We start from the raw sequence: 26,201 nt of genomic DNA, 5'->3' as shown, positions 1-26,201 counted from the left end.
AAAGGAACGCGTAATCGGTTAGGGCTGCTGCCGATCACGCTCGAATCTCAAATGTTGGTCACTCCCGTTGCTCGTTCCGCTCAAGGTTTCGCCGGATTTTCCGTATACGAGGAATGGTGCGCCGCGTGTTTCTCCTGTGCGCGCCCGGCAGTCCGATTTCCCACTTCGCGCGTTCGCGCGGCAGACCGGATTCGCACCGTGAGCGGCTCACTCGGGCGCGCACGGTCGAGGTCCAACAAGCTGAGCTGTTCATGAAACCAGTTGTGTCGTTGTGCGTTTCGCTGACCGCCGTTGTCGGCGCGTTGTATGCCGTCGCGTCGGGCGCCGCGCCATCGGTGCCTGTCGTCGCCGCCGCGGCGAATCCGCCGGCCGCGCTCACTGTCGCGAGCGCGAGTGCCGCACAGGCCAGCCCCAGCGCCAACTACCTCGACAACGTTGCCAGCGTCCCGACACCCGCATCCGGCTCCAGCACATCGCGCGTTTCATTCGCGACCCTCGGCGCGTATCAGCCGCTGACGCTGCGCGGTGTCGAAGACGCGCGCACCGTCAATCTCGGCGTGCGGCTCGATCGCGTGGTCACGGCCGCGCGACTGCGCTTGCGCTACACGTATTCGCCATCGCTGGTGTTCGCGATGTCGCATCTGAAGGTGTCGGTCAACAGCGAAGTGATCGCGACCGTGCCATTCGATCGCGAGCACGCCGGCAAGCTCGTCACCCAGGACATCCTGCTCGATCCGCGCTTTCTGACCGACTACAACCAGATCGGTCTGCGCCTGATCGCGCATTACACGCTCGAGCATTGCGAAGACCCCGAAAACTCGGCGCTGTGGGCCGACGTGAGCCCGTCGAGCGAATTCATCGTCGATACCGCGCCGATCCATTTGCCCGACGATCTCGCGCTGCTGCCCGCGCCGTTCTTCGATCACCGTGACGCGAACCGGTTGCGTCTGCCGTTCGTGCTGCCGGCCGCCGCCGACAACGCGACGCTGCGCAGCGCGGGCGTACTCGCTTCGTGGTTCGGTGCGCAGGCCGATTACCGGCAGGCGCGCTTTCCGGCGCTGTCGACGTTGCCCACGGACTCGCACGCGGTCGTCGTCGCGCGCAGCGAGCAGTTGCCCGCCGGCCTCACGCTGCCGCCGATCAACGGTCCGATGCTGATCGTCGCCGACAATCCCGTCGCGCCCAACCGCAAGCTGCTGATCGTGACCGGCCGCAGCGCCGCCGAAGTCGATGAAGCGAGCACCGCGCTGGTGCTCGGCACGACCGCGCTCGCGGGTCCCGCGGTCCGCATCACGCAGCTCGCCGCTGGCGCACCGAGGAAGCCCTACGACGCGCCGCGCTGGCTGCCGGTCGACCGGCCCGTCTCGTTCAAGGAACTGATCGACGATCCGTCGCAACTGCAGGTGCGCGGCAGCACGCCCGACGCGATCCGCTTGAACCTGCGCGTGCCCGCCGATTTGTACTCGTGGAACGGGGCGGGCGTGCCGCTGAATCTGAAGTACCGCTACACGGCGCCGACCGTGCAGAACAACTCGGCGCTCGCGGTGCAGATCAACGATCAGCTGGTCAAGTCGTACCGGCTCGCGCTCGCGACCGCCGACGACGCGCAAGGCCGCCTGCAATTGCCGGTGCTGTCGAACAACGCCAACCGTGCGACGAGCGCGCTCGACATTCCGGCATTCCGGGTCGGCAGCTCGAACCAGTTGCAGCTGCGCTTCAATCTCGATTCGCAGAAGACGGGGCTCTGTCAGGGCGTCGCGACGAACCCGGTGCAGGCCGCGGTCGATCCCGACTCGACGATCGACTTCTCGGATTTCGTCCACTACGCACGGATGCCGAACCTCGCGTTCTTCGCGAACAGCGGCTTTCCGTTCACGCGCTACGCGGACCTGTCGCAAACGGCCGTCGTGATTCCCGAGCATCCCGCGCCGCAGGAACTGGAAAGCCTGCTGACGATGCTCGGCCACATGGGGCAATGGACCGGCTATCCGGCGCTGCGCGTGCAGGTCGCGCGGCCGCGCGAGCTCGCGCAGCTGAGCGGCAAGGATCTGCTGGTGATCGGCGGCAACGGTTCGGCGCCGTGGCTCGCGCGCTGGCCGAATGCGTTGCCGCTGACGATCGGCGCCCAGCCGGTCGACGCCGCTGCGTCGGGCGCCGCTGCGTCGAGCCCGCTCGCCCGCGCCTCGTTCGCGGTCGACGAGCAGTGGCACAGCACCGCCCGGCGCGACGGCGCCGCGCACAGCGACGTGCACAGCGACGTGCATCGGCCGGACGGTGGCGCGCGCATCGAACGCGACGGACCGCTGGCCGCGCTGATGGGCTTCGAATTGCCGGGCAGCCACGGACGCAGCGTCGTCGCACTGAGCGCCACCGATCAGCAGCAGTTGTCGCAAATGCTCGACATGCTCGAAAAGCCGGACCGCGTCGCGCAATTGCAGGGCGACGTCGCTTTGCTGCGCGATGGCAAGGTGGACAGCATGCGCGTCGGCGACACCTATCTGGTCGGCTATGTGCCCTGGTATGCGCGGCTGTGGAGCAAGGCGATCCAGCATCCGGTGCTGCTCGGCGTGCTCGGCGCGTTCGCCGGTTTGCTGCTCGCGATCGGCGCGTTCACCGCGTTGCAGGAACTGGCGGCGCGGCGCCGGGGAGTCTGATCGATGAGTCAGTCGAAGGGCGGGGCGCTGTGGCGGGCAGCGCGCGACGGGGTGGGCGTTGAAACTGGCGCGGGCCTGCCCGCGAAGTCTACGAGCAGGCCCGTACGAACAACGGCGGCCGTTTCAGCAACGGTGCTGGCCACGATGCTGACGCTCGCGAGCAGCCCCAACGCGTTCGCCACGCAAGCGCCGCAGCCCAGCGGCACCGACATCACCGCATGCACCGCAGCGCCCTGGCCGCGCTGGCAGCAATTCAAGCGCGATTTCCTTTCCGCCGATGGCCGCGTGATCGACGTCGGTTCGTCCGACGAGCGCACGGTGTCGGAGGGCCAATCTTATGCACTGTTTTTCGCGCTGGTCGCGAACGACCGCGCTGCCTTCGACACGATCCTGCGCTGGACCGAGCAGCATCTCGCGCAAGGCGATCTGACCGCGCGTCTGCCTGCATGGCTGTGGGGCCGCTCGTCCGACGGCAACTGGGCCGTGCTCGACGCGAATGCGTCGTCGGATGCCGACCTGTGGATCGCCTATGCGCTGCTCGAAGCGGGCGACGCGTGGCGCGAGCGCAGCTACACGGCGCGCGGCGCGGTGCTCGCCCGCCGCGTGCTCGACGAGGAAACGGCCAACGCGCCGGGGCTCGGCTTGACCTTGCTGCCGGGCCCGGTCGGCTTTCATCCGGAACCGGACGTGTGGCGCGTCAATCCGAGCTACATGCCGCCGCAGCTGCTGCGCGGCCTCGCTACGCGGCTGCCCGACGATCCGCGCTGGCCGCGTTTGCTCGCGAGCACGCGCCGCATCCTGATCGATACCGCGCCGCAGGGCTTCTCGCCGGATTGGGCGTTGTACCGCGCGAACCGCGGCTTCGCACCCGACGCCGAGACCCACGCCGAGAGCGCCTATAACGCGATTCGCGTGTACCTGTGGGCCGGCATGCTCGACCGGCGCGATCCGCTCGCGCCGGCGCTGCTCGCGCGCTTCGCGCCGTTCGCGGACTTCATCGCCGCGCACGGCGCGCCGCCCGAGAAAGTCGACGCGACCAGTGGCCGTGCCGGCATCAACATGGGCAACGCCGGTTTTTCGGCAGCGGCCGTGCCGTTTCTCGATGCGCGCGGCCAGCGCGCGCTTGCCGATGCGCAGATCGCACGCGTCGCCGCGCTCGATCGCGAGTCGGCCGCCGGTTACTACACGAGCGTGCTGAGCCTGTTCGCGCTCGGCTGGCGCGAAGGCCGCTATCGCTTCGCCGCCGACGGCACTCTCGATCCGCACTGGAGCACGTCGTGCAGCGCCGCAGCGCAGTAACGCGCGTGGCGCGCTTCGGCGTGCTCGCGTGCGCATGCGCCGCGGCGATCACGGGTCACGCATACGGCGACACGGGCCAAGCCGAAGCGATGCGCACGACGGCCGCGCGCACGGCTGCCATCGGATCACTGGCGGCGCCCGTTGCTCCGCCAACCATAGCGCCGCCACAAAGCCCCGCCGCGCAACGCCTGCTCGCGACCGCGCGCATGTGGTCGACCAAACATCGCGACGACCTTGCGTTGCAGGCAATCAACAAGGCGCTGCTCGCCGCGCCCGGCGATCCATTGTTGCTCGCCGAGCAGGTGCGCATCGAATTGCGCCTCGGCAAAGCGCAAGCCGCGCAGGCGACGCTCGCACGCTTGCGCGCCGAAGCGCCAGGCAGCGCAGTGATCCAGCAGCTCGACGACGAATTCCGCGTCGCCACCAACGGCCGCGAGGAATTCGCGACCGTGCGTTTGCTCGCGCGCAGCGGCCAGTCCGCCGAAGCGGCGCGGCGTTTGCAACTGCTGTTTCCGCACGGCGCACCGTCGGGCTCGCTCGGGGCCGAGTACTACCAGATTCTCGCGGGTACGCCCGAGGGCCGCGAGCAGGCGCTGGTCGCGCTGCATCGGCGGATCGCCGCCGATCCGTCCGACGTCGGCGCCGCGCTGGTGCTCGCGAATCTGCTGAACACGCGCGGCGATACGCGCGCGGAGGCCAACCGCATCGCGTGGAATCTCGCGACGCGGCCCGACTCCGATCGCACGGCCTCGCTCGACACGTGGCGTCACGTGCTGCAATCGGCGGGTGCGGACCTCGCGTATCTGCCGGCGTTGCGCGCCTATCTGCAACTCGTGCCCGACGACACCGAATTCCGCGAGCGGGTCGCGACGCTCGAAGCGCGCCTCGACGCGCAACGGCAACTCGGACGCAACCCTGACTACATCGCCCAGCAGCGCGGTCTGCAGGCGCTCGAGCGCAACGATCTCGCAGCCGCCGAGCCGCTGCTCGCGCGCGCCGCGAGCGCGCGTCCCGACGATGCCGACGCGGTCGGCGGTCTCGGCATCGCGCGCATGCGGGCCGGGCGGCACGACGAAGCGCGCACGCTGTTTCTGCGCGCGGCCGCGCTCGCGCCCGACAATCGCGCGAAATGGCAGAGCCTCGCGCGCACCGCGCAATTCTGGGGCACGCTCGCGCAAGGCCGCGCGGCCGCCGCGGCGGGCCACGCACAGGAGTCGGAGCGGGCGGCGCGCGCGGCGCTCGCGATGGAGCCGGACAACGCGGACGCGAAGCTGATGCTCGCCGACGCGCTGCTCGCGCAGCACGACTGGCGCGCGGCCGAGCCGCTGCTGCGCGATATGCTGAGCGGCCATGCGCCGAGCGTGGCGGCGCTGCGCAGCACGCAGACACTCTACGAAAACACCGGCCGCGCGGCGCAGGTCGAGCCGCTGATCGACGCGTTGCAAAGCCGCTTCGCCGCCGCCGACGATCGCCAGAGCCTCGCTCGTCTGCGCGCCAATCTGCTTGCCAAACAGGCGGACCAGTTGCTCGCCGACGGCGAGCGCGGTCCCGCCGCGCAACGCTATGAAGCCGCCTTGCGCAGCGAGCCCGACGCAGCGTGGACACGTTTCGCGCTCGCGCGTCTGTACCGCGATCTCGGCCTGCCGCAACTCGGCCGCAACGTGATGGACGAGGGTCTCGCGTTCGCGCCATCGGCCGAGATGCGCTATGCGAGCGCGCTTTACCGCAATTCGCTCGATGACCTGAGCGGCGCGCAAGCGGCGCTCGCGCTGATCCCGGAGCAGGAGCGCACCGATGGTATGCGGGCGCTCGATCGCAATCTGCAAACGCAACGAAAGCTTGCCGACGCGCGCGCCGCGTTCGCCAGCGACGATCGCGCAAGCGCGCTCCGCCTGCTCGACGACGCACGCGCTTTGGCCGGCGACGATCCGAATCTGCTCGCGTCGGTCGGCGCGCAGTGGATCGACGCGGGCGACGCCGGACGCGGCCTCGCGTTGCTGCGCGACTGGATCGATGCGCATCCGGGCGAGGCCGATGCGGACGTGCGGCTGCGTTACGGCGATCTGCTCGGCAGCGCGCGACGCGACACAGAGCTGTCCGCATGGCTACAACAGTTGCGCGACGATCCGCGGCTGAAGCTGGACGCCGCTCAACGCGCGCGCCTCGAGGATCAGGCGCTGCGTGCGGCCTTACGGCAAACCGACGAAGCGATCGATCATGGGGATTACGAAGCGGCCGAGCAGCGACTCGCGGCGGTGAGCTCCGCCGGTCGGCGCGACAAGCGCTACACGCTCGAACTCGCCGATCTGCAGCGCGTGCAGGGCCACTACGCGGCCGCGCGGGCGACGTTGGCGCCACTGCTCGCCGCACAGCCCAACGATGCGCAAGCACAGCTCGCGCTGGCCCGCGTGCTGGAGCAAAGCGGCCAGCGCGGCGCTGCGCTGCGCGTGGTGCACGACGTGCTCGACGGCGCCGCACCCGACGACGTCGACACGCGGCTCTCGGCCGCGCGCCGCCTCGCCGCGTTGAACGAAGCGCGCGACGCGCAGCAGATCACGACGGCACTGCGCGTCGCGTATCCGACGCGGCCGGACGTGACGGTGCAAAGCGGCCGCATCGCCGAAGATCTCGGGCAGTACGAAGATGCCGCTTCGCTGTACCGTTTGTCGCTCGCGCAGGAACGCTCGGCGGGCGTGCGCGCGGGACCCGATGGCACCCCCGCGCGAGCCGCGCTCGACGATCTCGAACAGCGCCGCAATCCGTCGATCGAGACCGGCTGGCTGCCCGCCTATAAGTCCGGCGACGCGGGCATCTCGCAGCTGCGCGCGTGGCAGGTGCCGGTGTACGTGCAGATCCCGTATCGCTACGACGGCCATTTCTTCGCGCACATCGATACCGTGCATCTCGACGCGGGCACGCTGGATGTCAGCGAAGGCAACGCGTTTACGCGCGATACCTTCGGCAGCTTCGGCGCGGCCGACAAGCTCGGCACGTCGCTCGGCCTGTCGCCGCAGCAACTCGCCGCGCTGGCCGCGGGCTTGCCGTATCTGCATCAGTCGGCCACCGGCGTCGCGCTCGGCGCGGGCTACACGTCCGACGCGTGGCGCTTCGACTTCGGCACGACGCCGCTCGGTTTCCCCGTGTCTTATCTCGTCGGCGGCGTGCGCTATCGGTTCGACGCGGGACCGGCGAGCTTTTCGGTCAGCGGCTCGCGCCGTCCGGAAACCGGTAGCCAGTTGTCGTATGCCGGTATGCACGATCCGGTGACCGGCACGGTGTGGGGCGGCGTGCGCCGCGATGGCATCGATCTGCATGCATCGTTCGATCTCGGCACAGCGAACCTGTTCGCCGATCTCGGCGCCGGTGAACTGACGGGGCGCAACGTCGCGAGCAATCAGGAATTCACGCTGCGCACAGGCTTCACGATGCCGGTCTATCGGCGCGCGAATTCACTGGTGAGCACCGGCCTCGTCGGCAATGCGTGGCACTACACGAACAACCTGCGCTTCTATTCGTTCGGGCAGGGCGGCTACTACAGTCCGCAGCGCTATCTTTCGCTCGGCGTGCCGCTCGAATGGCTGGGGCGGCATGGCGCGCTGAAGTGGGATCTGAGCGCGACCGTCGGCGTGTCGAATTCGTACGAGCGGGATTCGCCGTACTACCCGAACGGTCTGCCTGCCGGTCTCGGTGCGGCGCCGGGGCTCGAGAGTCTCGTCAATACGGGCAGCTCGACACGCGGCGTCGCGTTTTCGTACGGGCTCGCGGGCGTGGTCGAGTATCGCGCCGATCCGCATCTGGTGTTGGGCGCGCAGTTGAGCATCGATCGCTCGCACGACTACGCGCCGAGCGCCGCGCTCGTCTATCTGCGCTATACGTTCGATGCGCGCAGGCAGGACAACCGTCTGTCGCCGCAGCCGGTACGACTCTATTCGAGCTATTGAACGGCGATGCAACGAGACCTGGGACAGCAGACGTGAACACCGTTTCGAATCCAACTCAAACTCCCGCGCGCGCTTTCCTGCGACGCTGGCTGCGCAGGTTCGGCGGCACCGGCGCGCAGCGTCGCGCACAGCCGGTCGGCCTTCTCGCGATCGAGGCCTTGCCGGGCGAATGGGCGGCGCTCGAAGCGGGCAAGCTGTATGCGATCTATGCAGCGCCGCGCACGCCGGGCGTCGACACGCTGATCCGGGAAAGCGCGCGTACCGCGCTCACACGCGACGTGACGGTCGTGCTCGCGCGTGAACGCGCGGCCGTTGCCGAGCGTTTGCGCGAGTTGGGCTTCAGCGCCAACGCGCCGGCCGCGGGCTGGCCGCGCAATCTGAACGTGCTCGCGATGCCTGCCGTCGATGGTGCGCAAGAGTCGGAGCAGCCCGCCGACAGCGCCGCGACGCACGGCAAACTGTTCGGCGGGCTGCGCGCGCTGAAGCGCTTCGGTTTTCGTGCGGGCTCGCTGTATTTCATCGAAGGCGCCGAGCGCTGGTTCAACTGGCACGACGCCGCCGCGCTCGCGCGCGAAGGCCGCATGCTCGCGAACTGGTGCGCGGCACGGCGTATCACGCTGGTGCTGCTGCTCGGCGTCGATGCAAATGGCGACGACGATTCACTCGACATGCGCGGCGCGCCGGATGGCGTCGTCGATGCGTCACGCCGCAACGCGTTCCATGCGGCATGCGCGGGCGTCGCACGGATGGAGCGCACGCACGGCGAGCTGCTGTGGCATGCCGACTTCTGGCGCGCGGATCGCACGCTGGTGACGGGCGAAGTCCGCTCGCTGCGGTTTACCGAGAGTGGCCATCTCAGCGTCGCGCCCGATGCGCTGGCCAGCAGCGTCGCGCGCGGCGAACGCCTGCTCGCGCGCGACGAACAGCGTGTCGTCGTGAGCCGCGCGGTGGTGCGCGGTCACGAGGCGTGGCTGCCGCCGCATTGGGAAGTGTGCGCCGATCAGGCCGCGGTGCTGAGCGCGTGCGCCGATGCGCAGGCCGCGACCGTGGTGCTCGATTACGCGGGCGGCGCGCAGCTCGACGCGTTGTGCGCGACGGTTCATACGCTGCGCCGCCAGGCCGGGCGCGCGCTGAAGATCGTCGTCGTCGAGCGGGGCGAAGTGCTGCGCCATCAATACGAGCTGCTCGTGTTGACGCTCGGTGCGAACCTCGTGCTCGGCCGCGACCTGCCGTTCTCGCGCATGCAGTCGCTGCTGCAGTCGTTGCAGGGGCAACTCCACACGCGGCCGGTCGCCGCCGACTATCGCAGCGCATTGAGTGCCGCGTTGAGCGACGACGTGCGCGGCTATCTGCCGGCCGGAGCGTTCTGCGAGCGCGTGCGCCTCGTGCTCGCACGCAGCGCCGTGCTGCACCTGCCGCATGTGCTCGTGAAGCTGACACTGCTGCCGCAATGCGCGCACGTCGATGCGCTGAAGCACTGCGTGCCGCGCCGCGCGGGCGACGTGCTGACCGTCGACGCATCGCATCTGTACGTGTTCCTGTTCGCCTGCCGGCTTGCCGATGCGGACGCCGCGCTGGCGCGGATCATCGATGTGCCGGTCGAACAGCTCGCCGATTCGCTCGTGCATCTGGCGGAGCAGAGCATCGGCGCCGAACTCGACGCGCTGGACGCAGCCAACCGGCGCAATCGGATTGCCGATTACAGCGATATGTTCGCGGCGTCGATGCGTGATGGCGCGCCTTTGAGCTCGCCGCTCGCCGCAGCCGCAGGCGAAGCCGCACACGTGGCCGCTGTGCAACTTGCGCAGGTGGAAGAGGCGTTGGTTCATGCGCGTGCCGAGTGCGAAGCCGACGCCGCGCCAACGTCTGCGCCAACCCGGCCGAGCGAATCAGCCGAAGCGAAGCCGCTCGCTACTGAGCGCCGCCGAACCCAATCCGTGCCAGCGCGCCGTCGCGCGGAACCGAGCGCGATGCCGGTGCGCGCGAGGAGCATCGAATGATCGAACTGGTTCTGCTGTGTTTCGTGGCCGGCATGGTCGTCGCGCTGCCGGTGTGGATCGTCTGGCAGCGCGTCGGCGCACGGCGCGGTCTTGCGGCCATGCGCGACTTCGATCCGCGCGACGCGGTGCCGTGCGAGATCGAGCCGGTCGCGCTGCGCGCGCGTCTGCTGCCGGCGCTCGACACGACCCCGGACGAGGTGACGCGATGAAAACGATCGCCATCGTCTCGACCGCGGGCGGCACCGGCCGCACCACCTTGACCGCCGTGCTCGCGGTATTGCTCGCGCGCCGCGGCCGCCAGGTCGTCGCGCTCGACTTCGATCCGCAGAACATGCTCGGCGCGCAGCTCGGCATCGACGGTCTCGCGGCGACCGGTCTGTCGCAGGCGCTGCTCGATGCGGACACCGCATGGCATGCCCACACGTGGCGCAACGCGGACGGCGTGCTGTTCGTGCCGTACGGCGCGGTGTCCACCGCGCAAAGCACGCAGTGCGACGCACGCCTCGCCGCCGAGCCGCGCTGGCTCGCCCACGCGCTCGCCGAGCTCGATCTGCCGCGCGATGGCGTCGTGCTGATCGACACCGCGCGCTATCCGTCGCAGCAGGCCGAGCACGCGCTGCGTTGCGCGGACCTCGCGCTGTGCGTGACCCCGCCCGAACCGGCCGCGTGCGCGACGCTGGTCGCGCGGCTCGGAGCGCTGCGCGACGCGTGCGCGCAACTGCGCATCATCGTGAACCGGCTGAACCCCGCGCGCGACATGCAGCGCGACGTGCTGGCGATGCTCGGCGCGGCGCTCGGCGACAAGCTGCCGCTCGCGCAGCGCGTGCATCTCGATGTCGCGTTGCCCGAGTCGTTCGCGCGCGGCACATGGCTGTTCGACGACGCCCCGCATTCGCAGGCGTCGCACGATCTGCAGGGGCTCGCGAATTGGCTCGACGCGTGGCTCACCGACGCCACGGCGCCGCTCGATCGGCGGGACGGCGGGTCATGAGCGAACGGGAAACGCGTTCGTTGCGCACGCGTGCGCTCGACTGGGTCGCGCGTGGCCTTGGCGTGCCCGCCACGCGCACGCCGCTCGACTGGTTCGTGCGGCTGTTCTTCCAGCCGTCCGCGCCGGGCAAGCCCGATTACGCGCGCCGCTGGATGCGCGCGGCCGTGCTGCATTTCGCGCTGCAATGGGGCGTGCTCGAACCGCATCGACTGCGTGCGTGGCTGTGGCGCGCGTTCGTGCGTGCGCCGCGTTCGTCATCGAGAAGCGCGGCGGCGACTGTACGCGCGCTGGCCGCCTGGATCGACCGTTGGCTCGTGCCGCTCTGGTTGCTCGGGCGGCGCGGGCGCGAGCGCGTCGACGCGCTGCTGGCGAGCCTGCCGTGGCAGCGCTGGGGCACGCGGCTCGAAGACGCGACGCAGCGCGTCGGTCATATTCGCTGGCTGCTGCCGTTGATGGTTGTCGCGGGCATCGGTTTGTGGGCGGTGATCGGTACGTCGCCGCTACAGTCCGACGGTCAGTTCGAGTTCTTCGCCGTGCTAGTGATCATCGCGCTGATCGTGCGACGCTTTCCGGGCCGCATGCCGGTGCTGATCCTGACCACGCTCGCGATGCTGGCGATGGTGCGCTACGTGTGGTGGCGCGTCACCCAGACGCTGTCGTTCCAGACGCCGGGGGAGGCGATACTCGGTTATCTGCTGTTCGGCGCGGAAGCATACACATGGGTGATTCTGCTGCTCGGTTTCGTGCAGACCGCGTGGCCGCTGAAGCGCGCGGTCGCGAAGCTGCCCGCCGACACATCGAGCTGGCCGAGCGTCGACATCTATATCCCCACCTACAACGAACCCCTGGCAGTCGTGCGGTCCACCGTGTTCGCCGCGCAAGGCATCGACTGGCCCGCCGACAAGCTGCGCGTCTATCTGCTCGACGATGGCCGCCGCGACGAATTCAGAGCCTTCGCGCAAGCCTGCGGCATCGGCTATCTGACGCGCGACGACAACCGTCACGCGAAAGCCGGCAACATCAATAGCGCGCTCGGCCGCACACAGGGCGAGTACGTCGCGATCTTCGATTGCGATCACGTGCCGACGCGCTCGTTCCTGCAAACGACGATGGGCACGTTCCTGCGCGACGCGCGCTGCGCGATGGTGCAGACGCCGCATCACTTCTTTTCGCCGGACCCGTTCGAGCGCAACCTCGGCACGTTCCGGCGCGTGCCGAACGAGGGCAATCTGTTCTACGGGCTCGTGCAGTCGGGCAACGATCTGTGGAACGCGTCGTTCTTCTGCGGCTCGTGCGCGATCCTCAAACGCGAAGCGCTCGAAGAAGTGGGCGGCATCGCGGTGGAGACCGTCACCGAAGACGCGCACACCGCGCTGAAGCTGCACCGGCGCGGCTATACGACCGCCTATCTGCCGACCGTGCAGGCCGCCGGTCTCGCGACCGAAAGCCTCGCGGGCCACATCCAGCAGCGCACGCGCTGGGCGCGCGGCATGGCGCAGATCTTTCGCATCGACAATCCGTTCATCGGCCGCGGGCTGGGCTTTTTCCAGCGGCTCTGCTACGGCAACGCGATGCTGCATTTCTTCTACGGCGTGCCGCGGCTCGTATTCCTGACGATGCCGATGGCGTACCTGTTCTTCCAGATGTACTTCATCAACGCATCGGCGACGACGATCGCCGGATTCGTGCTGCCGTACATCGTGCTCGCGAACATCGCGAACTCGCGCATGCAAGGCAAGTACCGTCACTCGTTCTGGGCCGAGGTCTACGAGTCGGTGCTTGCGTGGTACATCGTGCTGCCGACCACGATCGCGTTCTTCAGCCCGAAGCACGGCAAGTTCAACGTGACCGACAAGGGCGGGCGCATCGGCGAGGGCTACTTCGACTGGTCGACGTCGAAGCCGTATCTGGTGCTGCTCGCACTGAACAGCGGCGCGCTCGCAGCCGGCGTGTACCGGCTGATGTTCGGGCAAAGCGGCGAAACGGCGACGATCCTGATGAACGTGTTCTGGACGCTCTACAACCTCGTGATGCTCGGCGCGGCCTCGAGCGTTGCGCGCGAGGCGAAGCAGGTGCGCGTCACACATCGCATCGCGATGCGCGCGGCGGCGACGCTGCTGCTCGCGGACGGCACGACGCTCGCCTGCACGACCAGCGACTATTCGACCGGCGGCCTCGGTCTCGATATCGAGCCGGGATTGAATCTGGCGCCGGGCGACAGTCTCGGCGTGTGCCTGAGCCGCGGCGATCGCCAGTTCCATTTTCCGGTGTACGTGAGCCGCTGCGTCGGCCGGCACCTCGGCGTGCGCTTCGACGGTCTCACGCTCGAACAGGAACGGCAACTCGTGCAATGCACGTTCGGCCGCGCCGACGCGTGGCTCGACTGGCATGAGCAAACCAGCGAGGACGCGCCGCTGCGCGGTTTGAAGGAAGTGCTCGCGATGGGCGTCGAAGGCTATTCGCGACTGTGGGGCGGGCTCGCGCGTGCCTGCGAGACGCTGCTCGCGCTCGACCGCACCCGCTATTGATACAGCCTGCGCGCATCGTGTCGTGCGCAGGCCAATGAGAGAACCTGTCGATGACTTTGTGGAACCTGTACTTCATCCTCAAGCTGTACCTGTTCGCGGGCGGCCATCTGCAGCCGCTATGGCTCGCGAATCTCGGCTTCGCGCTCGCGCTCGTCGTGACTTCGACGCTGCGCCGGCGCGCGCTGCGCATCGTGCGCAACCTGGCCGGTCTCGCGCTCGGCATACCGCTGATGTACCACGAGGCGAACGTGCCGCCGTTCTCGCGTCTGACCGAGGAGTTCGGCAATCTGACCACGTTCAGCTACGGCTACTGGCTGGAACTGGCGCAGCGCTTCCTGCCACCGATGCTGCTGCTCGCCGCGCTCGGCGCGCTCGTCGGCTATCTGATCGTGAATCGCTGGGTGCGCGTCGCGACCTTCGTGCTGATCGCGCTGGTCGCGATTCCGCTGTGGCACGAGGGCGGGGTGGTGCTGGCGCAATTGCGTGGAGCGTCGGCGAGCGCAGCGGCGAATGCCGGCGCGAATGGAGCGAACAACCCGCTCGCCGCGCAGCCGCTCGACCATAACGCTGCGCTTGCCGCGTTCCGCACGCAGGAGTCGCAACGGCAGGTCAGCTTCGGCCATCTGGCCGCCGATCCGAACGCGCAGTTCGACGTGATCGTGCTGCACATCTGCTCGCTGTCGTGGGACGACCTCGATGTCGCGAAGGCGCGCAATCATCCGCTGCTGTCCCACTTCGACTATCTGTTCACGAACTTCAGCACCGCGGCGAGCTATAGCGGGCCGGCCGCGATTCGTGTGCTGCGCGCAAGCTGCGGCCAGCAGGCGCACGCGGACCTGTACAAGAACGCGCCGCAGCAGTGTTATCTGCTCGCCGATCTCGCGCAGGCCGGCTACACGCCGCAGACGATGCTGAACCACGACGGCCACTTCGACAACTTCCTGGAACTGATCCACGACAACGCCGGCATGCCGAACGTACCGCTGATTCCGAACACGAGCGTGCCGGTCGCGATGCATGCGTTCGACGGCTCGCCGATCCGCGACGACTACGAGACGCTCGCCGCGTGGTACGCGCAGCGCGCGAGCATCGCGGGGCCGGTCGCGCTGTACTACAACACGATCAGCCTGCACGACGGCAACCGGCTGCCGAATAGCAGCCTGACGAGTATCGATTCGTATCCGCTGCGCGTGAACAAGCTGATGAGCGACTTCGACCGCTTCGCCGATTTGATCGCATCGTCCGGGCGGCGCGCGGTGATCGTGTTCGTGCCCGAGCACGGCGCGGCGCTGCGCGGCGACACGAACCAGGTCGCGGGCCTGCGCGAGATTCCGACGCCGCGCATCGTGCACGGGCCGGTCGGCGTGCGCGTGGTCGGCTTCCAGGGCAGTCATGGGCCGACCACGGTGATCGACGATCCGTCGAGCTTCCTCGCGCTCGCCCAGTTGCTCTCGAATCTCGTGTCGAACAGCCCGTTCAAGCCGGGTGTGAGCCTGTCGCAGTACGCTACGAATCTGCCGCAAACGCAGATGGTCGGCGAAAACGAGGGGACGGTGACGATGAAGACCGCGTCCGGCTATGTGGTGAAGACGCCGGACGGCGTGTGGGTGGACGGCAAATGACGAACGCGCGCAATACGTCGAAAAACACTACGCGCGGCTGGCCTTTCGACGATATCAGCGGCCTCGCGCTGCGTCTGCCGGAGCTCGAGGCGGGCCGCTATTTCGATGCCCAGGCGAAGGAAGCTTACGAGCAGTCGCTGCTGAAGTGGCCGGTGCTCGCGCGGCTGATGAATCTCGTGCCGCGCGACGAAGCCGAAGCGCAGGCCGCGCAACATGCGCGGCAAGAATCGGGCGTGGAATAAGGCCCGCGTCGAACGCTCAACGCAACTGCGTGACCGCCAGCAGCAACACCATGCTGCCGATCGCGCCATCCAGCACACGCCATGCAGTCGCGCGGCGAAACAGCGGCGCAAGCATGCGCGCGCCATAGCCGAGCGCAACGAACCACACCGCGCTGACGGTCATCGCGCCGAGCGCGAAGGCGACCCGCGCGCCTTGCGGTTCACGCGCGCCGGCCGTGCCGATCAACAGGAACGTGTCCAGATAGACGTGCGGATTGAGCCACGTGAACGCGAGCGTCATCAGGATGATCGGCAGCGCGCGTTGCGTGGCAGGGGCTTGATCGGCGGATGCGCCGCCCGAACCGTCGAGCACTGCGTGTCCCGGCCGTACCGCGCGGCGCAGCGCGCTGATGCCGAACCAGGCGAGATACGCGAGCCCGACGTAGAGCATCGCGTGCACGAAGCGCGGGTAGCGCTCCATCAGCGCCGCGGCGCCGCCGACGCCCGCGCCGATCAGAATGAAATCCGACAACGTGCACAACAGCACGATCTTGCCGACGTGCGAGCGCATGATGCCCTGCCGCAGCACGAACGCATTCTGCGCGCCGATCGTCACGATCAGTGATGCGCACAGCGCCGCGCCGTGGGAGAAAGACAGCCAGTTCATAAATGGTCCGAAAAATGGAAGCAATGGGGATAGACGGAATATTCCAGCCGCGCTAGTCTGCGTGATTGCGACACATAAGAGAACCTAATTTATTTAATGCCGATTAAGGAACGCTAATGCTCGACTACGCCTTGCTCGATGCGCTGGCCGCCGTGGTCCGCCACGGCTCGTTCGACCGTGCTGCAAGCGAGCTGAATATCACTGCGTCCGCGGTGTCGCAGCGGGTCAAGCTGCTCGAGGAGCGCGTCGGCAGCGTGCTGGTGAAGCGCGGTCAGCCGTGCGTCGCGACGACCTCGGGCGCGCTGCTGTGCCGCCATACCGAGCGCGTGCAGTTGCTCGAAGCGGAGCTGAACGGCCGCCTGCCGACACTGCCCGGCGCGCTCGTCGAGCAGTGGCCGGCGCTGCGCGTCGCCGTCAACGACGACAGCGTCGGCACCTGGTTCATCGACGCGGTCGCGCCGTTCTGCGTCGAACGCGAGATGCTGCTCGACCTCGTGATCGACGACCAGGATTACACCGCGCAGCGCATCCGCGACGGCAGCGTGCAGGGCGCGATCACGACGCAGGCCGAACCGGTGCAGGGCTGCCGCTCGACGCGGCTTGGCCGCATGCGATATCTGGCGGTGTGCTCACCGGCGTTTTTCGCGCGCTATTTCGCCGACGGCGTCACGCGCGACAGCCTGCGGCGCACGCCGTGCGTCGACTTCAATCCGAAAGATCAGCTGCAAAAGCGCTTCATGCGGCGCATCACGCGCGCGGAGATCGATCCGCCGCTGCACTGGATTCCGCACGTGGCCGGCTTTATGCGCGCGTGCGTGATGAGCCTCGGCTGGGGTATGTGCCCCGAGCGGATGGTCGCCGGGCATCTGCAGCGCGGCGAACTGGTCGAAGTCGCGCCGGGCAAGCATATCGACGTCGATCTGTACTGGCAGAGCTGGCGGCTGTCGATCGGCTGGCTCGACGATTTCAGCGCGATGCTCAGGAAGCGGGCGGGCGAGTTTCTCGATTGACTACGCGGCGGTGCCGCATGCAGAAATGCGGGAGCCGCTATAGCATCAGCTCGATCGAATGAAACAGCCGGCGCTGTTCGGGGTCCGGCGAGCGCGCGCTTTCGTCGATCGTCTCGCGCAGGCAGTCGAGAAAGCAGGCGGCCGCCGGGCTCGTCGGCGCCCCGCGCCGCGACGTGATGCTGATGATGGTTTCGTCGAGCGTTTCGCGCAGCGGCAGCGCCCACAGGTTCTCCTTCGCGCGTATCGCCTCGACGAGCGGCCACGGAAAAATGCTGACCATGTCCGTGTGCGCGAGCAGTCCCAGCACGATCGCGAGCGAATGCGCTAGCACGATCGTTTGTGGCACCCGCATGCGGCGCTTGACGAACAGATTGTTCGACATCGACTCGCGGCTCGCCGGGTCCCAGTTGAGGATCCATTCCTCGTTCTGAAGGTCGAGCAGCGTGCGGCATCCGGCCTTCGGATGGTCGCGCCGCGCGACCACCGCCGCGTGCGTCGAAAAGAGCGGCGCGTTCTGAAACTCCGACTGCGGCGACGCGGGCGGCGGCCGACCGATCGAAAAATCGAGGCTGCCGTCGCGCAGACGCGGCTGCACGACCGCGAGCAGGCCTTCGAAAAACTCCAGCTGCACGTCCGGCATCCGCTCGCGAAATCGCCGCACGGCGGGCGGCAGAAATGTCAGCGCGACCCACGGCGTGACGCCGATCGACAGCTTGCCGGCCGCGGCTCCGCGCAATGCCTCGATCTCGGCTTGCGCGCGCTGCAACTGGCCGAGCACGAGCCGCGCATGCACGACGAGCGCGCGGCCGAACTCGGTGAATGCGACGCCGCTCGCGCTGCGCACGATCAGCGGCGCGTGCAGATCGGCTTCGAGTTCGCGCATCGCCTTGGTCACGGCGGCCGGCGACAGCCGCAGCGAGCGGGCGGCGGCCCGTATACTTCCGGTATCCGCGATCGCGGCCAAAGTACTGAGTTGATGCAGTTTCATGCGAATCAGGAGTATGAAAGGGGCAACCGGTGGTTGGCACCCGCAACGATTCTACGCCTGCCTCTCGAAATTCGGCGCGGCTATGCTCGGTTCACGCTGACATGGAGACAGACGGCATGAACACGATGGTCATTCCGGCGGGCATCGCCGAAATCGAAGAAGAAATGATCGCGCTGCGACACAGCATCCACGCGCACCCGGAGCTCGCCTACGAGGAGTTCGCGACCAGCGATCTGGTCGCCGAGCGTCTGCGGGAGTGGGGCTACAGCTTGCATCGCGGCATGGGGCAAACCGGCGTGGTCGGTCAACTAAAGCTCGGCCACGGCACGCGCCGGCTCGGCCTGCGCGCCGACATGGACGCGCTGCCGATTCAGGAAACCACCGGCCTGCCGTACGCGAGCAAGCTGCCCGGCAAGATGCACGCATGCGGTCACGACGGCCACACGGCGATGCTGCTCGCCGCCGCCAGGCATCTGGCGCATGAAAAGAGTTTCGACGGCACGCTGAATCTGATCTTCCAGCCGGCCGAGGAAGGGCTTGCCGGCGCGAAGAAAATGCTCGACGACGGCCTGTTCGAGCAGTTCCCCTGCGACGCCGTGTTCGCGATGCACAACATGCCGGGCTTTCCTACGGCCAAACTGGGCTTCATGCCGGGTTCGTTCATGGCGTCGTCGGATACGGTGATCATCAAGGTGATCGGCCGCGGCGGTCATGGCGCGGTGCCGCACAAGGCGGTCGATCCGGTCGTCGTGTGCGCGCAGATCGTGCTCGCGCTGCAGTCCATCGTGTCGCGCAATATCGCGCCGCTCGATATGTCGATCATCACGGTCGGCGCGATTCATGCTGGCGAAGCGCCGAACGTGATTCCCGAGACCGCCGAGATGCGCCTGTCGGTGCGCGCGCTGCGGACCGAGGTCCGCGACCATCTGCAGCAGCGCATCATCGAGGTCGCGACCGGCCAGGCGGCCGTGTTCGGCGCGCGCGCCGAGGTCGACTATCAGCGCCGCTACCCGGTGCTCGTCAACGATGCGGCCATGACCGCGCTCGCGCGCCAGGTTGCGCTCGATTGGCTCGGCGAAGACGGTCTGATTCGCGACATGCAGCCGCTGACCGGCAGCGAGGACTTCGCGTTCCTGCTCGAACGCTGCGCGGGCAGCTATCTGATCATCGGCAATGGTGACGGCGAGGGCGGCTGCATGGTCCATAACCCCGGCTACGACTTCAACGACGCTTGCCTCGCGACCGGCGCGGCCTACTGGGTCAAGCTCGCGCAGACGTTCCTCGTTTGACGCGGCGGCGCGCGAGCGCGTTGCCCTGGCAGTACAAAGACAATGATGGAGACACAGATGGACTATTCCGCCACACCGCGGCCCGCGAGCGCCAACGGACTCGATGCGCCCGATGCGCAGCGCGTAGCCGATCAACCTCGAAAACGCGTCGGCCACGCAAAGGCGATCGCCGCGATCACGCTCGGCAACGGCCTCGAGTTTTTCGACTTCACGATCTACAGCTTCTTCGCGACGATCATCGGCAAGCTGTATTTCCCGGTCGAAGGGCAACTCGTGCAACTGATGCTCGCGGTCGGCACATTCGGCGTCGGCTTCATCATGCGGCCGGTGGGCGGCATCGTGCTGGGCGGCTACGCGGACCGCGCGGGACGCAAGGCCGCGATGAGCCTGACGCTGTGGCTGATGACGCTCGGTTCCGGGATCATCGCGTTCGCGCCGACCTATGCGGCGATCGGCGTCGCGGCGCCGCTGCTCGTGATCCTCGCGCGGCTGATCCAGGGCTTTGCGCTGGGCGGCGAGGTGGGCGCATCGACGGCGCTGCTGCTCGAATATGGCAGCGATCGCACGCGTGGCTTCTACGGCAGCTGGCAGTTCGTGAGCCAGGGGATGAACACGGTGGTGGGGTCGCTGCTCGGCGTCGCGTTGGCCGCGACGCTGTCGCCGGCCGCGCTCGAAAGCTGGGGCTGGCGCGTGCCGTTCGTGATCGGCATGGCGATGGGGCCGATCGGCATCTATATCCGGCGGCATCTCGACGAGACGCTGCCGGGCGTCGAAGCTTCACAGCCCGCTTCACAGTCCGCTTCACAGCCCGCTTCACAAACTCCGTCGCTGCCGGTCCGCAACCTGTTCCGCGACCACGCACGCTCGATCACGACCGGCGTGCTGACGACGATCGGCGGCACCGCGGCGAACTACATCGTGCTGTTCTATCTGTCGACGTACGCGATCCGCATCCTGCATCTGCCGATGGCGACCGCGCTGTGGGCCGCGTGGACTGGCGCGGTCGTCACGGTGATCTGCTCGCCGTTCGCGGGCGCGCTGTCCGATCGTGTCGGCCGCAAACGCGTGCTGTGGGTATCGCGCGTGTTGCTGATTCTCGCCGTCTATCCGGCGTTCATGACGATCAATGCGTCGCCGACGGTGCCGGTGCTGCTCGCGGCGGTCGCGGGCCTCGCGCTGCTCGTCACGTTCAGCGCGGTGCCGAACATCGTGATGCTGCCCGAGCTGTTTCCGCGCGCGATTCGCGCGACCGGCATGTCGATTGTGTACTGCCTCGGCGTGTCGATTTTCGGTGGCTTCGCGCAGTTCTTCGCGACCTGGCTGATCCAGGTTTCGGGCAGCAATCTCGCGCCGGCGTGGTATCTGATCGGCTGCGGTGTCGTGTCGTTGCTGCCGTTGCCGTTCATGCGCGAGACCGCGGGCAGGGCGATCGATTGACGTGACGGGGACTGCGGTCGGCTGTAAAAAAAGAGGCGTGATGATTTCGATCGCGCCTCTTTTGTCATTTGCACCGCGGTGTCAATACGAACGCCGCGCATCACCGGTGAATTCGTGACCTGCTCGTTTGATTACGACCGGACTACGACGGGCCGCCCGCGTCCGCCCTGACCCTGTTGCGCTCCAGTCTCATGTACAGGTTCGCGACGCAGATACCGAAGACGATGTGAACGAACAGGCTGGCGCCGTTGCGCGCTTCTGCAAACCACGGAAAAAACTGTGTCATGCCGTAGAAATTGATCAGGTAAACGACTACAGCGAAAGCGCCGCCCGCCAGTGAAGCCATTCCCATGCTCGAGTCAAGCTTGAATGACGTCATGATCAGACCGAGGATAAGCGCCAATACGATGGCAAGGCCAAAATGCACGACAAAGGCCGCGAGCACGATGCCAATTGAGAATGATTGCGGCGATTGCAATGCGCCTCGTCCCAGCATGATCGCAGCGACCATGCGTGGGGGCTCCAGCAGACTTCCGCCCGTCATCACTGCCATCAGGACAACTCCTAACGCCAGGAACACAGCCCCCGCGATGACGCCTGCCAGCACGGCTGCCCGCCAGTCGGGCAGGCCGTGTGTGAATTGATGGGAACCCATGTGAAGTTGCACGATTTTTCTCCCGATTGATTCGGATAATTCATTCTAGTTCTCCGTGTCGCGAGATTGATAGCGCCGCGTGACTATCGTCAGCCCGAGGAATGATCTTCGTGCTGGCGACCACGTGGCGTGCAGTCGTGTCAGCGGATCGATAATTAATCTTTTAACCCGCAGTGGAGGATCAAATGCCTGTGAAATCGAAAGCACAACAGCTGGCTGCCGGGATCGCGCTATGGCGCTGGAATCCGCCTTGATGTCTGCTTTCGGCAACGGCCGCAAGCGTATCCGTTCGGTGTGCGCGAAAGTGATCAACCAGAACGGCGGCAAAGGCGTAGTGTTACATAGCGGACTGCTCAGAGTGGACGGAATGGAACCCGATCGCGGCACCATGGCTAGTCCCAGTGCGTGCCACCGCGTGCACCTTTGCCTCGGCACGGGTGAGGTGGGGCGGCATAGTCTGCTACCGCTAGTCAATGATGGAAGGAGGCCACATGTCACTCATCGTCGCAGCACGCTTTACGACATTCCCCGCCGCTGAAGACGCGGTGCAACGGCTCTTCAATGCCGGTTTCGTCGAGGAGGACGTCACCCTGTTTTTCGTCAATCCGCCCGGCCAGCACGCACGTTTTCAGCCCGGCGGTGGTACCAGCACCGACGCAAACGCGAGAGAGGCGCCGAAGGGTGCCGAGATAGGCGTCACGATTGGCGCAGCGGTTGGCGCCGTGCTCGGCGTCGGGATCTTCGCGGTGTTTTCGGCGCCGCTCATCGTGTCGCTGATCGCAGCCGGGGTGAGTGCGTATGTCGGTGCATTGGTCGGCGCGATGATGCGCACGCAGGAAGCCAGCGACGAAGAAATCCGTGGTTCCGGTGTGCTGGTGGCCGTACACGTGTCGCCGGACAACCAGTTGGACGCCGCACGGGTGCTGCGCGATGCGGGAGGCGCGGCGATCGAACGCGCGACCGGCAACTGGCAACAAGGGCGGTGGGCCGACTTCGATCCGCTCAAGCAGCCTGTGCCGCTCAGCGAATTTAGTGAGAAGCACGCCTGATTCGAAGGTGTTTTTCGCCGAAATTTTCAGCGAGCCAGGAAACATGAACGGCCCGGCAATTTGTCGGGCCGTTTTGTATTTCGAGCGGTGCGTTCCAGGCACGCGCCTGTGCTGAATTAACCCCGCTGATGCGTGCAAGTATCCGGCGGCGAATTCCATGCTTGACGAAACCAATGGAAGTATTGAATGGTTTCGAACATTGTTTCCGTGCTGAACGACTTGATCGAAAAATCTCATGTCGGACTGACTCAGCAGTCGACAAAGCATCGCCGTCGGCGCCAAGACCGTGGCGCTGCGCGCGGAACGCATCGGCAGCAATGCGCTCGCGCTGGCGGCGCACCCCACGGTGGCGCGCGTCTGCTACCCGGGCGCTGGACGCAACGCCTGCCACCTGAGGAACGGTCGGCGAAGAGATCAATGAAAGAAGAGTTCGCGCATGCCGAAGGTGTGATGCGCTTCGGCAGCCATCAGCACCAGCAGCACCAGCAGGCACAGGGGCGGTATCAGGATCGCGTACACCAGCGCCAGCCGCTCCCACATCATGTGCATGAAAATCGACACGATCAGCCCAGCCTTGGCGATCATCAGCACAATGATCAGCGTCCAGCGCAGCAGGCCCTGCACGTGGAAGTAATCCACCATGTACGACAACGTGCTCAGTACGAACAGCAGGCCCCAGATCTTCAGGTAAATGCCGATCGGATGCTGCTGGCCGTGCGCGGCGTCGGGTCGATGGGCGAGATCGGTGTGGTCCATGGTCTGCCTCACCACAAATAGAACAGCGCAAAGATGAACACCCACACCAGGTCGACGAAGTGCCAGTACAAGCCGGCAATCTCCACGATCTGGAAGTTGCCGTGCTCGGTGAACCCCGGCTGCAGGATCTTGCGTCTTATCAGCAGCAGGTAGATCACGCCGCAACTCACGTGAAAGCCGTGGAACCCGGTGATCATGAAAAAGCACGCGCCAAACTGCGCCGCGCCCAGCGGGTTACCCCAGGGGCGGATACCTTCATGGACGATCAGCTTGGTCCATTCGAAGGCCTGCATCGACACGAAGGTCGCGCCCAGCAGCGCGGTCGCCAGCAACAGTTGGGCGGCGCGCCTGGCGTTGCGCCGGTAGCCAAAGTTGACAGCCATCGCCATGGTGCCGCTGCTGCTGATCAGGACGAACGTCATGATGGCGATCAGCAGCAAGGGCACATCCACGCCGAAGACAGTGAGCCCGAACACCTTGGAAGGGTCGGGCCACGGCACGGTGGTCGACATGCGCACCGTCATGTAGCCGATCAGGAAACTGCTGAAGATGAAGGTGTCCGACAGCAGGAAGATCCACATCATCGCCTTGCCCCACGGCACCTTGAAGGCCTGGCGGTCGGCCGACCAGTCGGTGACGATGCCGCGCCAGCCGTCAGGCCCGGCGTCGGTGGGCGGGGTGACAGCGGATTCGGTCGGGAGCGTGGGCGTGGTCATGGCGCAGCTCCATACAGCGGCCCGCAGATGGCGGCGACGAACCCAGGGGTGATCCACCACATCGCCGCCAGCAGCACGAGCCAGACAGCCAGCAGGAAATGCCAGTAGATGGCGCACAGCGCGATGGCACGCTGGGTCCGGAACGGGTTCCCACGCTGCAGACGCGCGATCGTCACGGCCCAGGCCACCAGCCCGCCCAGCACATGCAACCCGTGCAGGCCGGTGAGCAGGTAGAGGAAGCTATTGGAAGGATTGACGGCGACAGTCTGCCCCGCCGCCGACAGCATGCGCCACGCGGTCAGTTGTCCGATCACGAACACGGCCGCGAGCACACCGCCGAACAGCAGCCATGCCGCGCGGTGCATGGTAATCCGCCGGGCGCGCTGCATGGCGATGCTTGCCAGCACCAGCGCGCCGGTGTTCCACCACAGCAGAGCCGGATGCGGGATCGGCTGCCAGTCGGGCTCGCGCATGCGCATCGCATAGGCGAGCAGCAGCAGTGAAAACAATGTCGTTGCCACCGCCATGAAGATGATCAGGCCGATGCGGCTCGCATTCGGCAACACAGGTGGCGTGTCAGGAACGAAGGAGCGGCGCAGTGTAGTCATTCGCTTGCCTCGCCGGGTTGCAGCGTCGGGTGGGCCGGTGCCGGTTCAGGCGCCGTCTCAGGCGGCTGGTTTTGCGGGACGAAGTCTTCCTCGTGCCCCGGCGGGCTGTATTCGTACGCCCAGCGGTAGACGACGGGCAGCGCGGCGCCCCAGTTGCCGTGCACGGGCGGCGTTTGCGGCGTCTGCCATTCCAGCGTGGTGGCCCGCCACGGGTTGCCGTCGGCACGCTTGCCGCGCGCGAGACTCCACGCCAGGTTGTACAGGAACAGCAACTGCGCCGCCGCAACGATCAGCGCAACGACGGTGATGAACGTGTTGAGCGTCTGCGCCGAATGTGGAATGAAGCTGTAGCCCTCATACTGGTAATACCGCCGCGGCATGCCGAGGATGCCGAGATAGTGCATTGGGAAGTAGATCGCATAGGTGCCGACGAAGGTAACCCAGAAGTGCACGCGCCCGATCGTGTCGTTGAGCATGCGGCCCGTCACCTTCGGATACCAATGGTAAATGCCGCCAAACACCACCAGGATCGGCGACACGGCCATCACCATATGGAAGTGCGCCACCACGAAGTACGTGTTCGACAGCGGAATGTCCACGCTCACGTTGCCGAGATAGAGCCCGGTTAGCCCGCCCAGGACGAAGGTGCTGATGAAGCCGATGGCAAACAGCATCGGCACGGTCAGGTGGATATCGCCGCGCCACAGCGTCAGCACCCAGTTATAGACTTTGAGAGCGGTCGGAACGGCGATGATGAGCGTGGTCGTGGCAAAGAAGAAGCCGAAGTACGGATTCATGCCGGCGATGAACATGTGGTGCGCCCAGACCACGAAGCTCAGCGCACCGATGGCGACGATCGCCCACACCATCATCTTGTAGCCGAAGATGCTCTTGCGCGCGTGCGTGCTGATCAGGTCCGATGCGATGCCAAAGGCTGGCAGCGCGACGATGTAGACCTCCGGATGCCCGAAGAACCAGAACAGGTGCTGGAACAGCAGCGGGCTGCCGCCGGCATGCTTGAGCGTCTGCCCCATCGACACCACGGCCGGCACAAAGAAGCTGGTGCCGAGTGTTCTGTCGAGCAGCATCATCACCGCCGACACGAACAGCGCCGGAAACGCCAGCAGCGCCAGAATGGTCGCCGTGAAGATGCCCCACACCGTGAGCGGCATGCGCATGAGCGTCATGCCGCGCGTGCGCGCCTGCAGCGTGGTGGTGACGTAATTCAAGCCGCCCATCGTTGCCGCGACGATGAAGATCGCCAGCGACACCAGCATCAACACGATGCCCCATTCCACGCCCGGCGTGCCCGGCAGGATCGCCTGGGGTGGATACAGCGTCCAGCCCGCGCCGGTCGGCCCGCCTGGCACGAAGAAGCTCGACACCAGCACCAGCACGGCCAGCAGGTAGACCCAGTAGCTCAGCATGTTGAGAAACGGGAACACCATGTCGCGCGCGCCCAGCATCAGCGGAATCAGGTAGTTGCCGAAGCCGCCCAGAAACAGCGCCGTCAGCAGGTAGATCACCATGATCATCCCGTGCATGGTGACGAACTGGTAGTAGTGGTTGGCGTCGATGAAGCTGAACTTGCCCGGAAAGCCGAGCTGCAAGCGCATCAGGTTCGACAGGACAAGGCCGACCAGGCCGATGGCGATGGCCGTCAGCGAGTACTGCACGGCGATGACCTTGTGGTCCTGGCTCCAGACATACCGGGTCCAGAAGCTTTGCGGGCCGTGTTCGGGGTGCGCGTAGGTCATTGCGTCTGCTCCG

Annotated in this window: 20 protein-coding genes; 13 read left to right on the top strand and 7 right to left on the bottom strand. The window is 66.7% G+C overall.

Features of this window, described 5'->3' with window-relative positions; translation table 11 throughout:
* Positions 1-251: 251 nt before the first annotated feature.
* From bcsB to VSR82_RS16055, 9 genes are read left to right on the top strand one after another with little or no spacing between them, the layout of a single operon-like run.
* The gene (gene bcsB, locus VSR82_RS16095; protein ID WP_429460206.1) at positions 252-2,654 is read left to right on the top strand and encodes a cellulose biosynthesis cyclic di-GMP-binding regulatory protein BcsB; all 2,403 of its coding nucleotides are present in this window, start codon (positions 252-254) and stop codon (positions 2,652-2,654) included.
* Positions 2,655-2,657: 3 nt separating this feature from the next.
* A complete protein-coding gene (gene bcsZ / locus VSR82_RS16090) occupies positions 2,658-3,953 on the top strand; it encodes a cellulose synthase complex periplasmic endoglucanase BcsZ (protein ID WP_429460204.1) in 1,296 nt (431 codons plus the stop codon).
* Positions 3,932-7,894, top strand: coding sequence for a cellulose synthase subunit BcsC-related outer membrane protein (locus tag VSR82_RS16085; RefSeq protein WP_429460202.1), 3,963 nt, complete (start codon positions 3,932-3,934; stop codon positions 7,892-7,894). The genes bcsZ and VSR82_RS16085 overlap by 22 nt, the downstream gene beginning before the upstream one ends.
* A 32-nt stretch (positions 7,895-7,926) precedes the next feature.
* Positions 7,927-9,894 (top strand): cellulose biosynthesis protein BcsE, encoded by a 1,968-nt coding sequence (gene bcsE / locus VSR82_RS16080; RefSeq protein ID WP_498857901.1) that lies wholly within the window; start codon positions 7,927-7,929, stop codon positions 9,892-9,894.
* Positions 9,891-10,103: a hypothetical protein gene (locus VSR82_RS16075; protein WP_410851885.1), complete on the top strand. Its 213-nt coding sequence runs from the start codon at positions 9,891-9,893 to the stop codon at positions 10,101-10,103. The genes bcsE and VSR82_RS16075 overlap by 4 nt, the downstream gene beginning before the upstream one ends.
* Positions 10,100-10,885 (top strand): cellulose biosynthesis protein BcsQ, encoded by a 786-nt coding sequence (gene bcsQ, locus VSR82_RS16070; protein WP_368587500.1) that lies wholly within the window; start codon positions 10,100-10,102, stop codon positions 10,883-10,885. Before VSR82_RS16075 ends, bcsQ begins: the two co-directional genes overlap by 4 nt.
* Positions 10,882-13,413, top strand: coding sequence for a UDP-forming cellulose synthase catalytic subunit (gene bcsA / locus VSR82_RS16065; RefSeq protein ID WP_429460195.1), 2,532 nt, complete (start codon positions 10,882-10,884; stop codon positions 13,411-13,413). The genes bcsQ and bcsA overlap by 4 nt, the downstream gene beginning before the upstream one ends.
* Before the next feature lie 50 nt (positions 13,414-13,463).
* Positions 13,464-15,035 (top strand): cellulose biosynthesis protein BcsG, encoded by a 1,572-nt coding sequence (gene bcsG / locus VSR82_RS16060; RefSeq protein WP_429460193.1) that lies wholly within the window; start codon positions 13,464-13,466, stop codon positions 15,033-15,035.
* Positions 15,032-15,277, top strand: a complete 246-nt coding sequence (locus tag VSR82_RS16055) for a hypothetical protein (RefSeq protein WP_368587497.1) — start codon at positions 15,032-15,034, stop codon at positions 15,275-15,277. The genes bcsG and VSR82_RS16055 overlap by 4 nt, the downstream gene beginning before the upstream one ends.
* 16 nt (positions 15,278-15,293) lie before the next feature.
* Here the strand turns inward: VSR82_RS16055 and VSR82_RS16050 are convergent, their stop codons facing one another.
* Entirely contained in the window at positions 15,294-15,923 is a 630-nt protein-coding gene (locus VSR82_RS16050) for a LysE/ArgO family amino acid transporter (protein ID WP_429460191.1), read from the bottom strand.
* Between the two features lie 116 nt (positions 15,924-16,039).
* Between VSR82_RS16050 and VSR82_RS16045 the strand changes: the two genes are divergently transcribed.
* Complete coding sequence (locus VSR82_RS16045; RefSeq protein ID WP_176109003.1) at positions 16,040-16,933, top strand: LysR family transcriptional regulator ArgP; 894 nt, start codon at positions 16,040-16,042, stop codon at positions 16,931-16,933.
* Between the two features lie 37 nt (positions 16,934-16,970).
* Here the strand turns inward: VSR82_RS16045 and VSR82_RS16040 are convergent, their stop codons facing one another.
* A complete protein-coding gene (locus VSR82_RS16040; RefSeq protein WP_498857900.1) occupies positions 16,971-17,921 on the bottom strand; it encodes a LysR substrate-binding domain-containing protein in 951 nt (316 codons plus the stop codon).
* 116 nt (positions 17,922-18,037) lie between these two features.
* On the opposite strand from VSR82_RS16040, the gene VSR82_RS16035 reads away from it, so the two are divergent.
* Together VSR82_RS16035 and VSR82_RS16030 are read left to right on the top strand one after the other, a co-directional pair.
* Positions 18,038-19,210 carry a M20 aminoacylase family protein gene (locus tag VSR82_RS16035; protein ID WP_429460187.1) on the top strand — a complete coding sequence of 391 codons (1,173 nt, stop codon included), beginning with the start codon at positions 18,038-18,040 and terminating at the stop codon, positions 19,208-19,210.
* Between the two features lie 57 nt (positions 19,211-19,267).
* Complete coding sequence (locus VSR82_RS16030) at positions 19,268-20,647, top strand: MFS transporter (RefSeq protein ID WP_498857899.1); 1,380 nt, start codon at positions 19,268-19,270, stop codon at positions 20,645-20,647.
* A 142-nt stretch (positions 20,648-20,789) separates the two neighbouring features.
* Here VSR82_RS16030 and VSR82_RS16025 read toward each other — a convergent pair whose 3' ends face one another.
* On the bottom strand, positions 20,790-21,302 hold the full coding sequence (locus tag VSR82_RS16025) for a hypothetical protein (RefSeq protein ID WP_152852245.1): 513 nt from the start codon (positions 21,300-21,302) through the stop codon (positions 20,790-20,792).
* A gap of 491 nt (positions 21,303-21,793) precedes the next feature.
* Between VSR82_RS16025 and VSR82_RS16020 the strand changes: the two genes are divergently transcribed.
* On the top strand, positions 21,794-22,351 hold the full coding sequence (locus VSR82_RS16020) for a glycine zipper domain-containing protein (protein WP_176378067.1): 558 nt from the start codon (positions 21,794-21,796) through the stop codon (positions 22,349-22,351).
* Between the two features lie 414 nt (positions 22,352-22,765).
* Here the strand turns inward: VSR82_RS16020 and VSR82_RS16015 are convergent, their stop codons facing one another.
* From VSR82_RS16015 to ctaD, 4 genes are read right to left on the bottom strand one after another with little or no spacing between them, the layout of a single operon-like run.
* On the bottom strand, positions 22,766-23,107 hold the full coding sequence (locus VSR82_RS16015; protein WP_013089047.1) for a cytochrome C oxidase subunit IV family protein: 342 nt from the start codon (positions 23,105-23,107) through the stop codon (positions 22,766-22,768).
* A gap of 8 nt (positions 23,108-23,115) precedes the next feature.
* Positions 23,116-23,823, bottom strand: coding sequence for a heme-copper oxidase subunit III family protein (locus VSR82_RS16010; protein WP_176378066.1), 708 nt, complete (start codon positions 23,821-23,823; stop codon positions 23,116-23,118).
* Entirely contained in the window at positions 23,820-24,431 is a 612-nt protein-coding gene (locus tag VSR82_RS16005) for a cytochrome c oxidase subunit 3 (protein ID WP_429460182.1), read from the bottom strand. The genes VSR82_RS16010 and VSR82_RS16005 overlap by 4 nt, the downstream gene beginning before the upstream one ends.
* Positions 24,428-26,188 (bottom strand): cytochrome c oxidase subunit I, encoded by a 1,761-nt coding sequence (gene ctaD, locus VSR82_RS16000; protein ID WP_429460180.1) that lies wholly within the window; start codon positions 26,186-26,188, stop codon positions 24,428-24,430. The genes VSR82_RS16005 and ctaD overlap by 4 nt, the downstream gene beginning before the upstream one ends.
* Positions 26,189-26,201 lie beyond the last annotated feature (13 nt).

The organism is Burkholderia sp. JPY481, assembly GCF_038900515.1.
Lineage (GTDB): Bacteria > Pseudomonadota > Gammaproteobacteria > Burkholderiales > Burkholderiaceae > Paraburkholderia > Paraburkholderia youngii.
The sequence above is the reverse complement of the archived record's forward strand: the minus strand, read 5'-3'. Positions and strand labels throughout refer to the sequence as shown.

Coding starts and splice junctions, on each gene's coding strand:
- bcsB (WP_429460206.1), top strand. CDS start 252: ATGAAACCAGTTGTGTCGTTGTGCGTTTCGCTGACCGCCGTTGTCGGC.
- bcsZ (WP_429460204.1), top strand. CDS start 2,658: ATGAGTCAGTCGAAGGGCGGGGCGCTGTGGCGGGCAGCGCGCGACGGG.
- VSR82_RS16075 (WP_410851885.1), top strand. CDS start 9,891: ATGATCGAACTGGTTCTGCTGTGTTTCGTGGCCGGCATGGTCGTCGCG.
- bcsQ (WP_368587500.1), top strand. CDS start 10,100: ATGAAAACGATCGCCATCGTCTCGACCGCGGGCGGCACCGGCCGCACC.
- bcsA (WP_429460195.1), top strand. CDS start 10,882: ATGAGCGAACGGGAAACGCGTTCGTTGCGCACGCGTGCGCTCGACTGG.
- bcsG (WP_429460193.1), top strand. CDS start 13,464: ATGACTTTGTGGAACCTGTACTTCATCCTCAAGCTGTACCTGTTCGCG.
- VSR82_RS16055 (WP_368587497.1), top strand. CDS start 15,032: ATGACGAACGCGCGCAATACGTCGAAAAACACTACGCGCGGCTGGCCT.
- VSR82_RS16050 (WP_429460191.1), bottom strand. CDS start 15,923: ATGAACTGGCTGTCTTTCTCCCACGGCGCGGCGCTGTGCGCATCACTG.
- VSR82_RS16045 (WP_176109003.1), top strand. CDS start 16,040: ATGCTCGACTACGCCTTGCTCGATGCGCTGGCCGCCGTGGTCCGCCAC.
- VSR82_RS16040 (WP_498857900.1), bottom strand. CDS start 17,921: ATGAAACTGCATCAACTCAGTACTTTGGCCGCGATCGCGGATACCGGA.
- VSR82_RS16035 (WP_429460187.1), top strand. CDS start 18,038: ATGAACACGATGGTCATTCCGGCGGGCATCGCCGAAATCGAAGAAGAA.
- VSR82_RS16030 (WP_498857899.1), top strand. CDS start 19,268: ATGGACTATTCCGCCACACCGCGGCCCGCGAGCGCCAACGGACTCGAT.
- VSR82_RS16025 (WP_152852245.1), bottom strand. CDS start 21,302: ATGGGTTCCCATCAATTCACACACGGCCTGCCCGACTGGCGGGCAGCC.
- VSR82_RS16020 (WP_176378067.1), top strand. CDS start 21,794: ATGTCACTCATCGTCGCAGCACGCTTTACGACATTCCCCGCCGCTGAA.
- VSR82_RS16015 (WP_013089047.1), bottom strand. CDS start 23,107: ATGGACCACACCGATCTCGCCCATCGACCCGACGCCGCGCACGGCCAG.
- VSR82_RS16010 (WP_176378066.1), bottom strand. CDS start 23,823: ATGACCACGCCCACGCTCCCGACCGAATCCGCTGTCACCCCGCCCACC.
- VSR82_RS16005 (WP_429460182.1), bottom strand. CDS start 24,431: ATGACTACACTGCGCCGCTCCTTCGTTCCTGACACGCCACCTGTGTTG.
- ctaD (WP_429460180.1), bottom strand. CDS start 26,188: ATGACCTACGCGCACCCCGAACACGGCCCGCAAAGCTTCTGGACCCGG.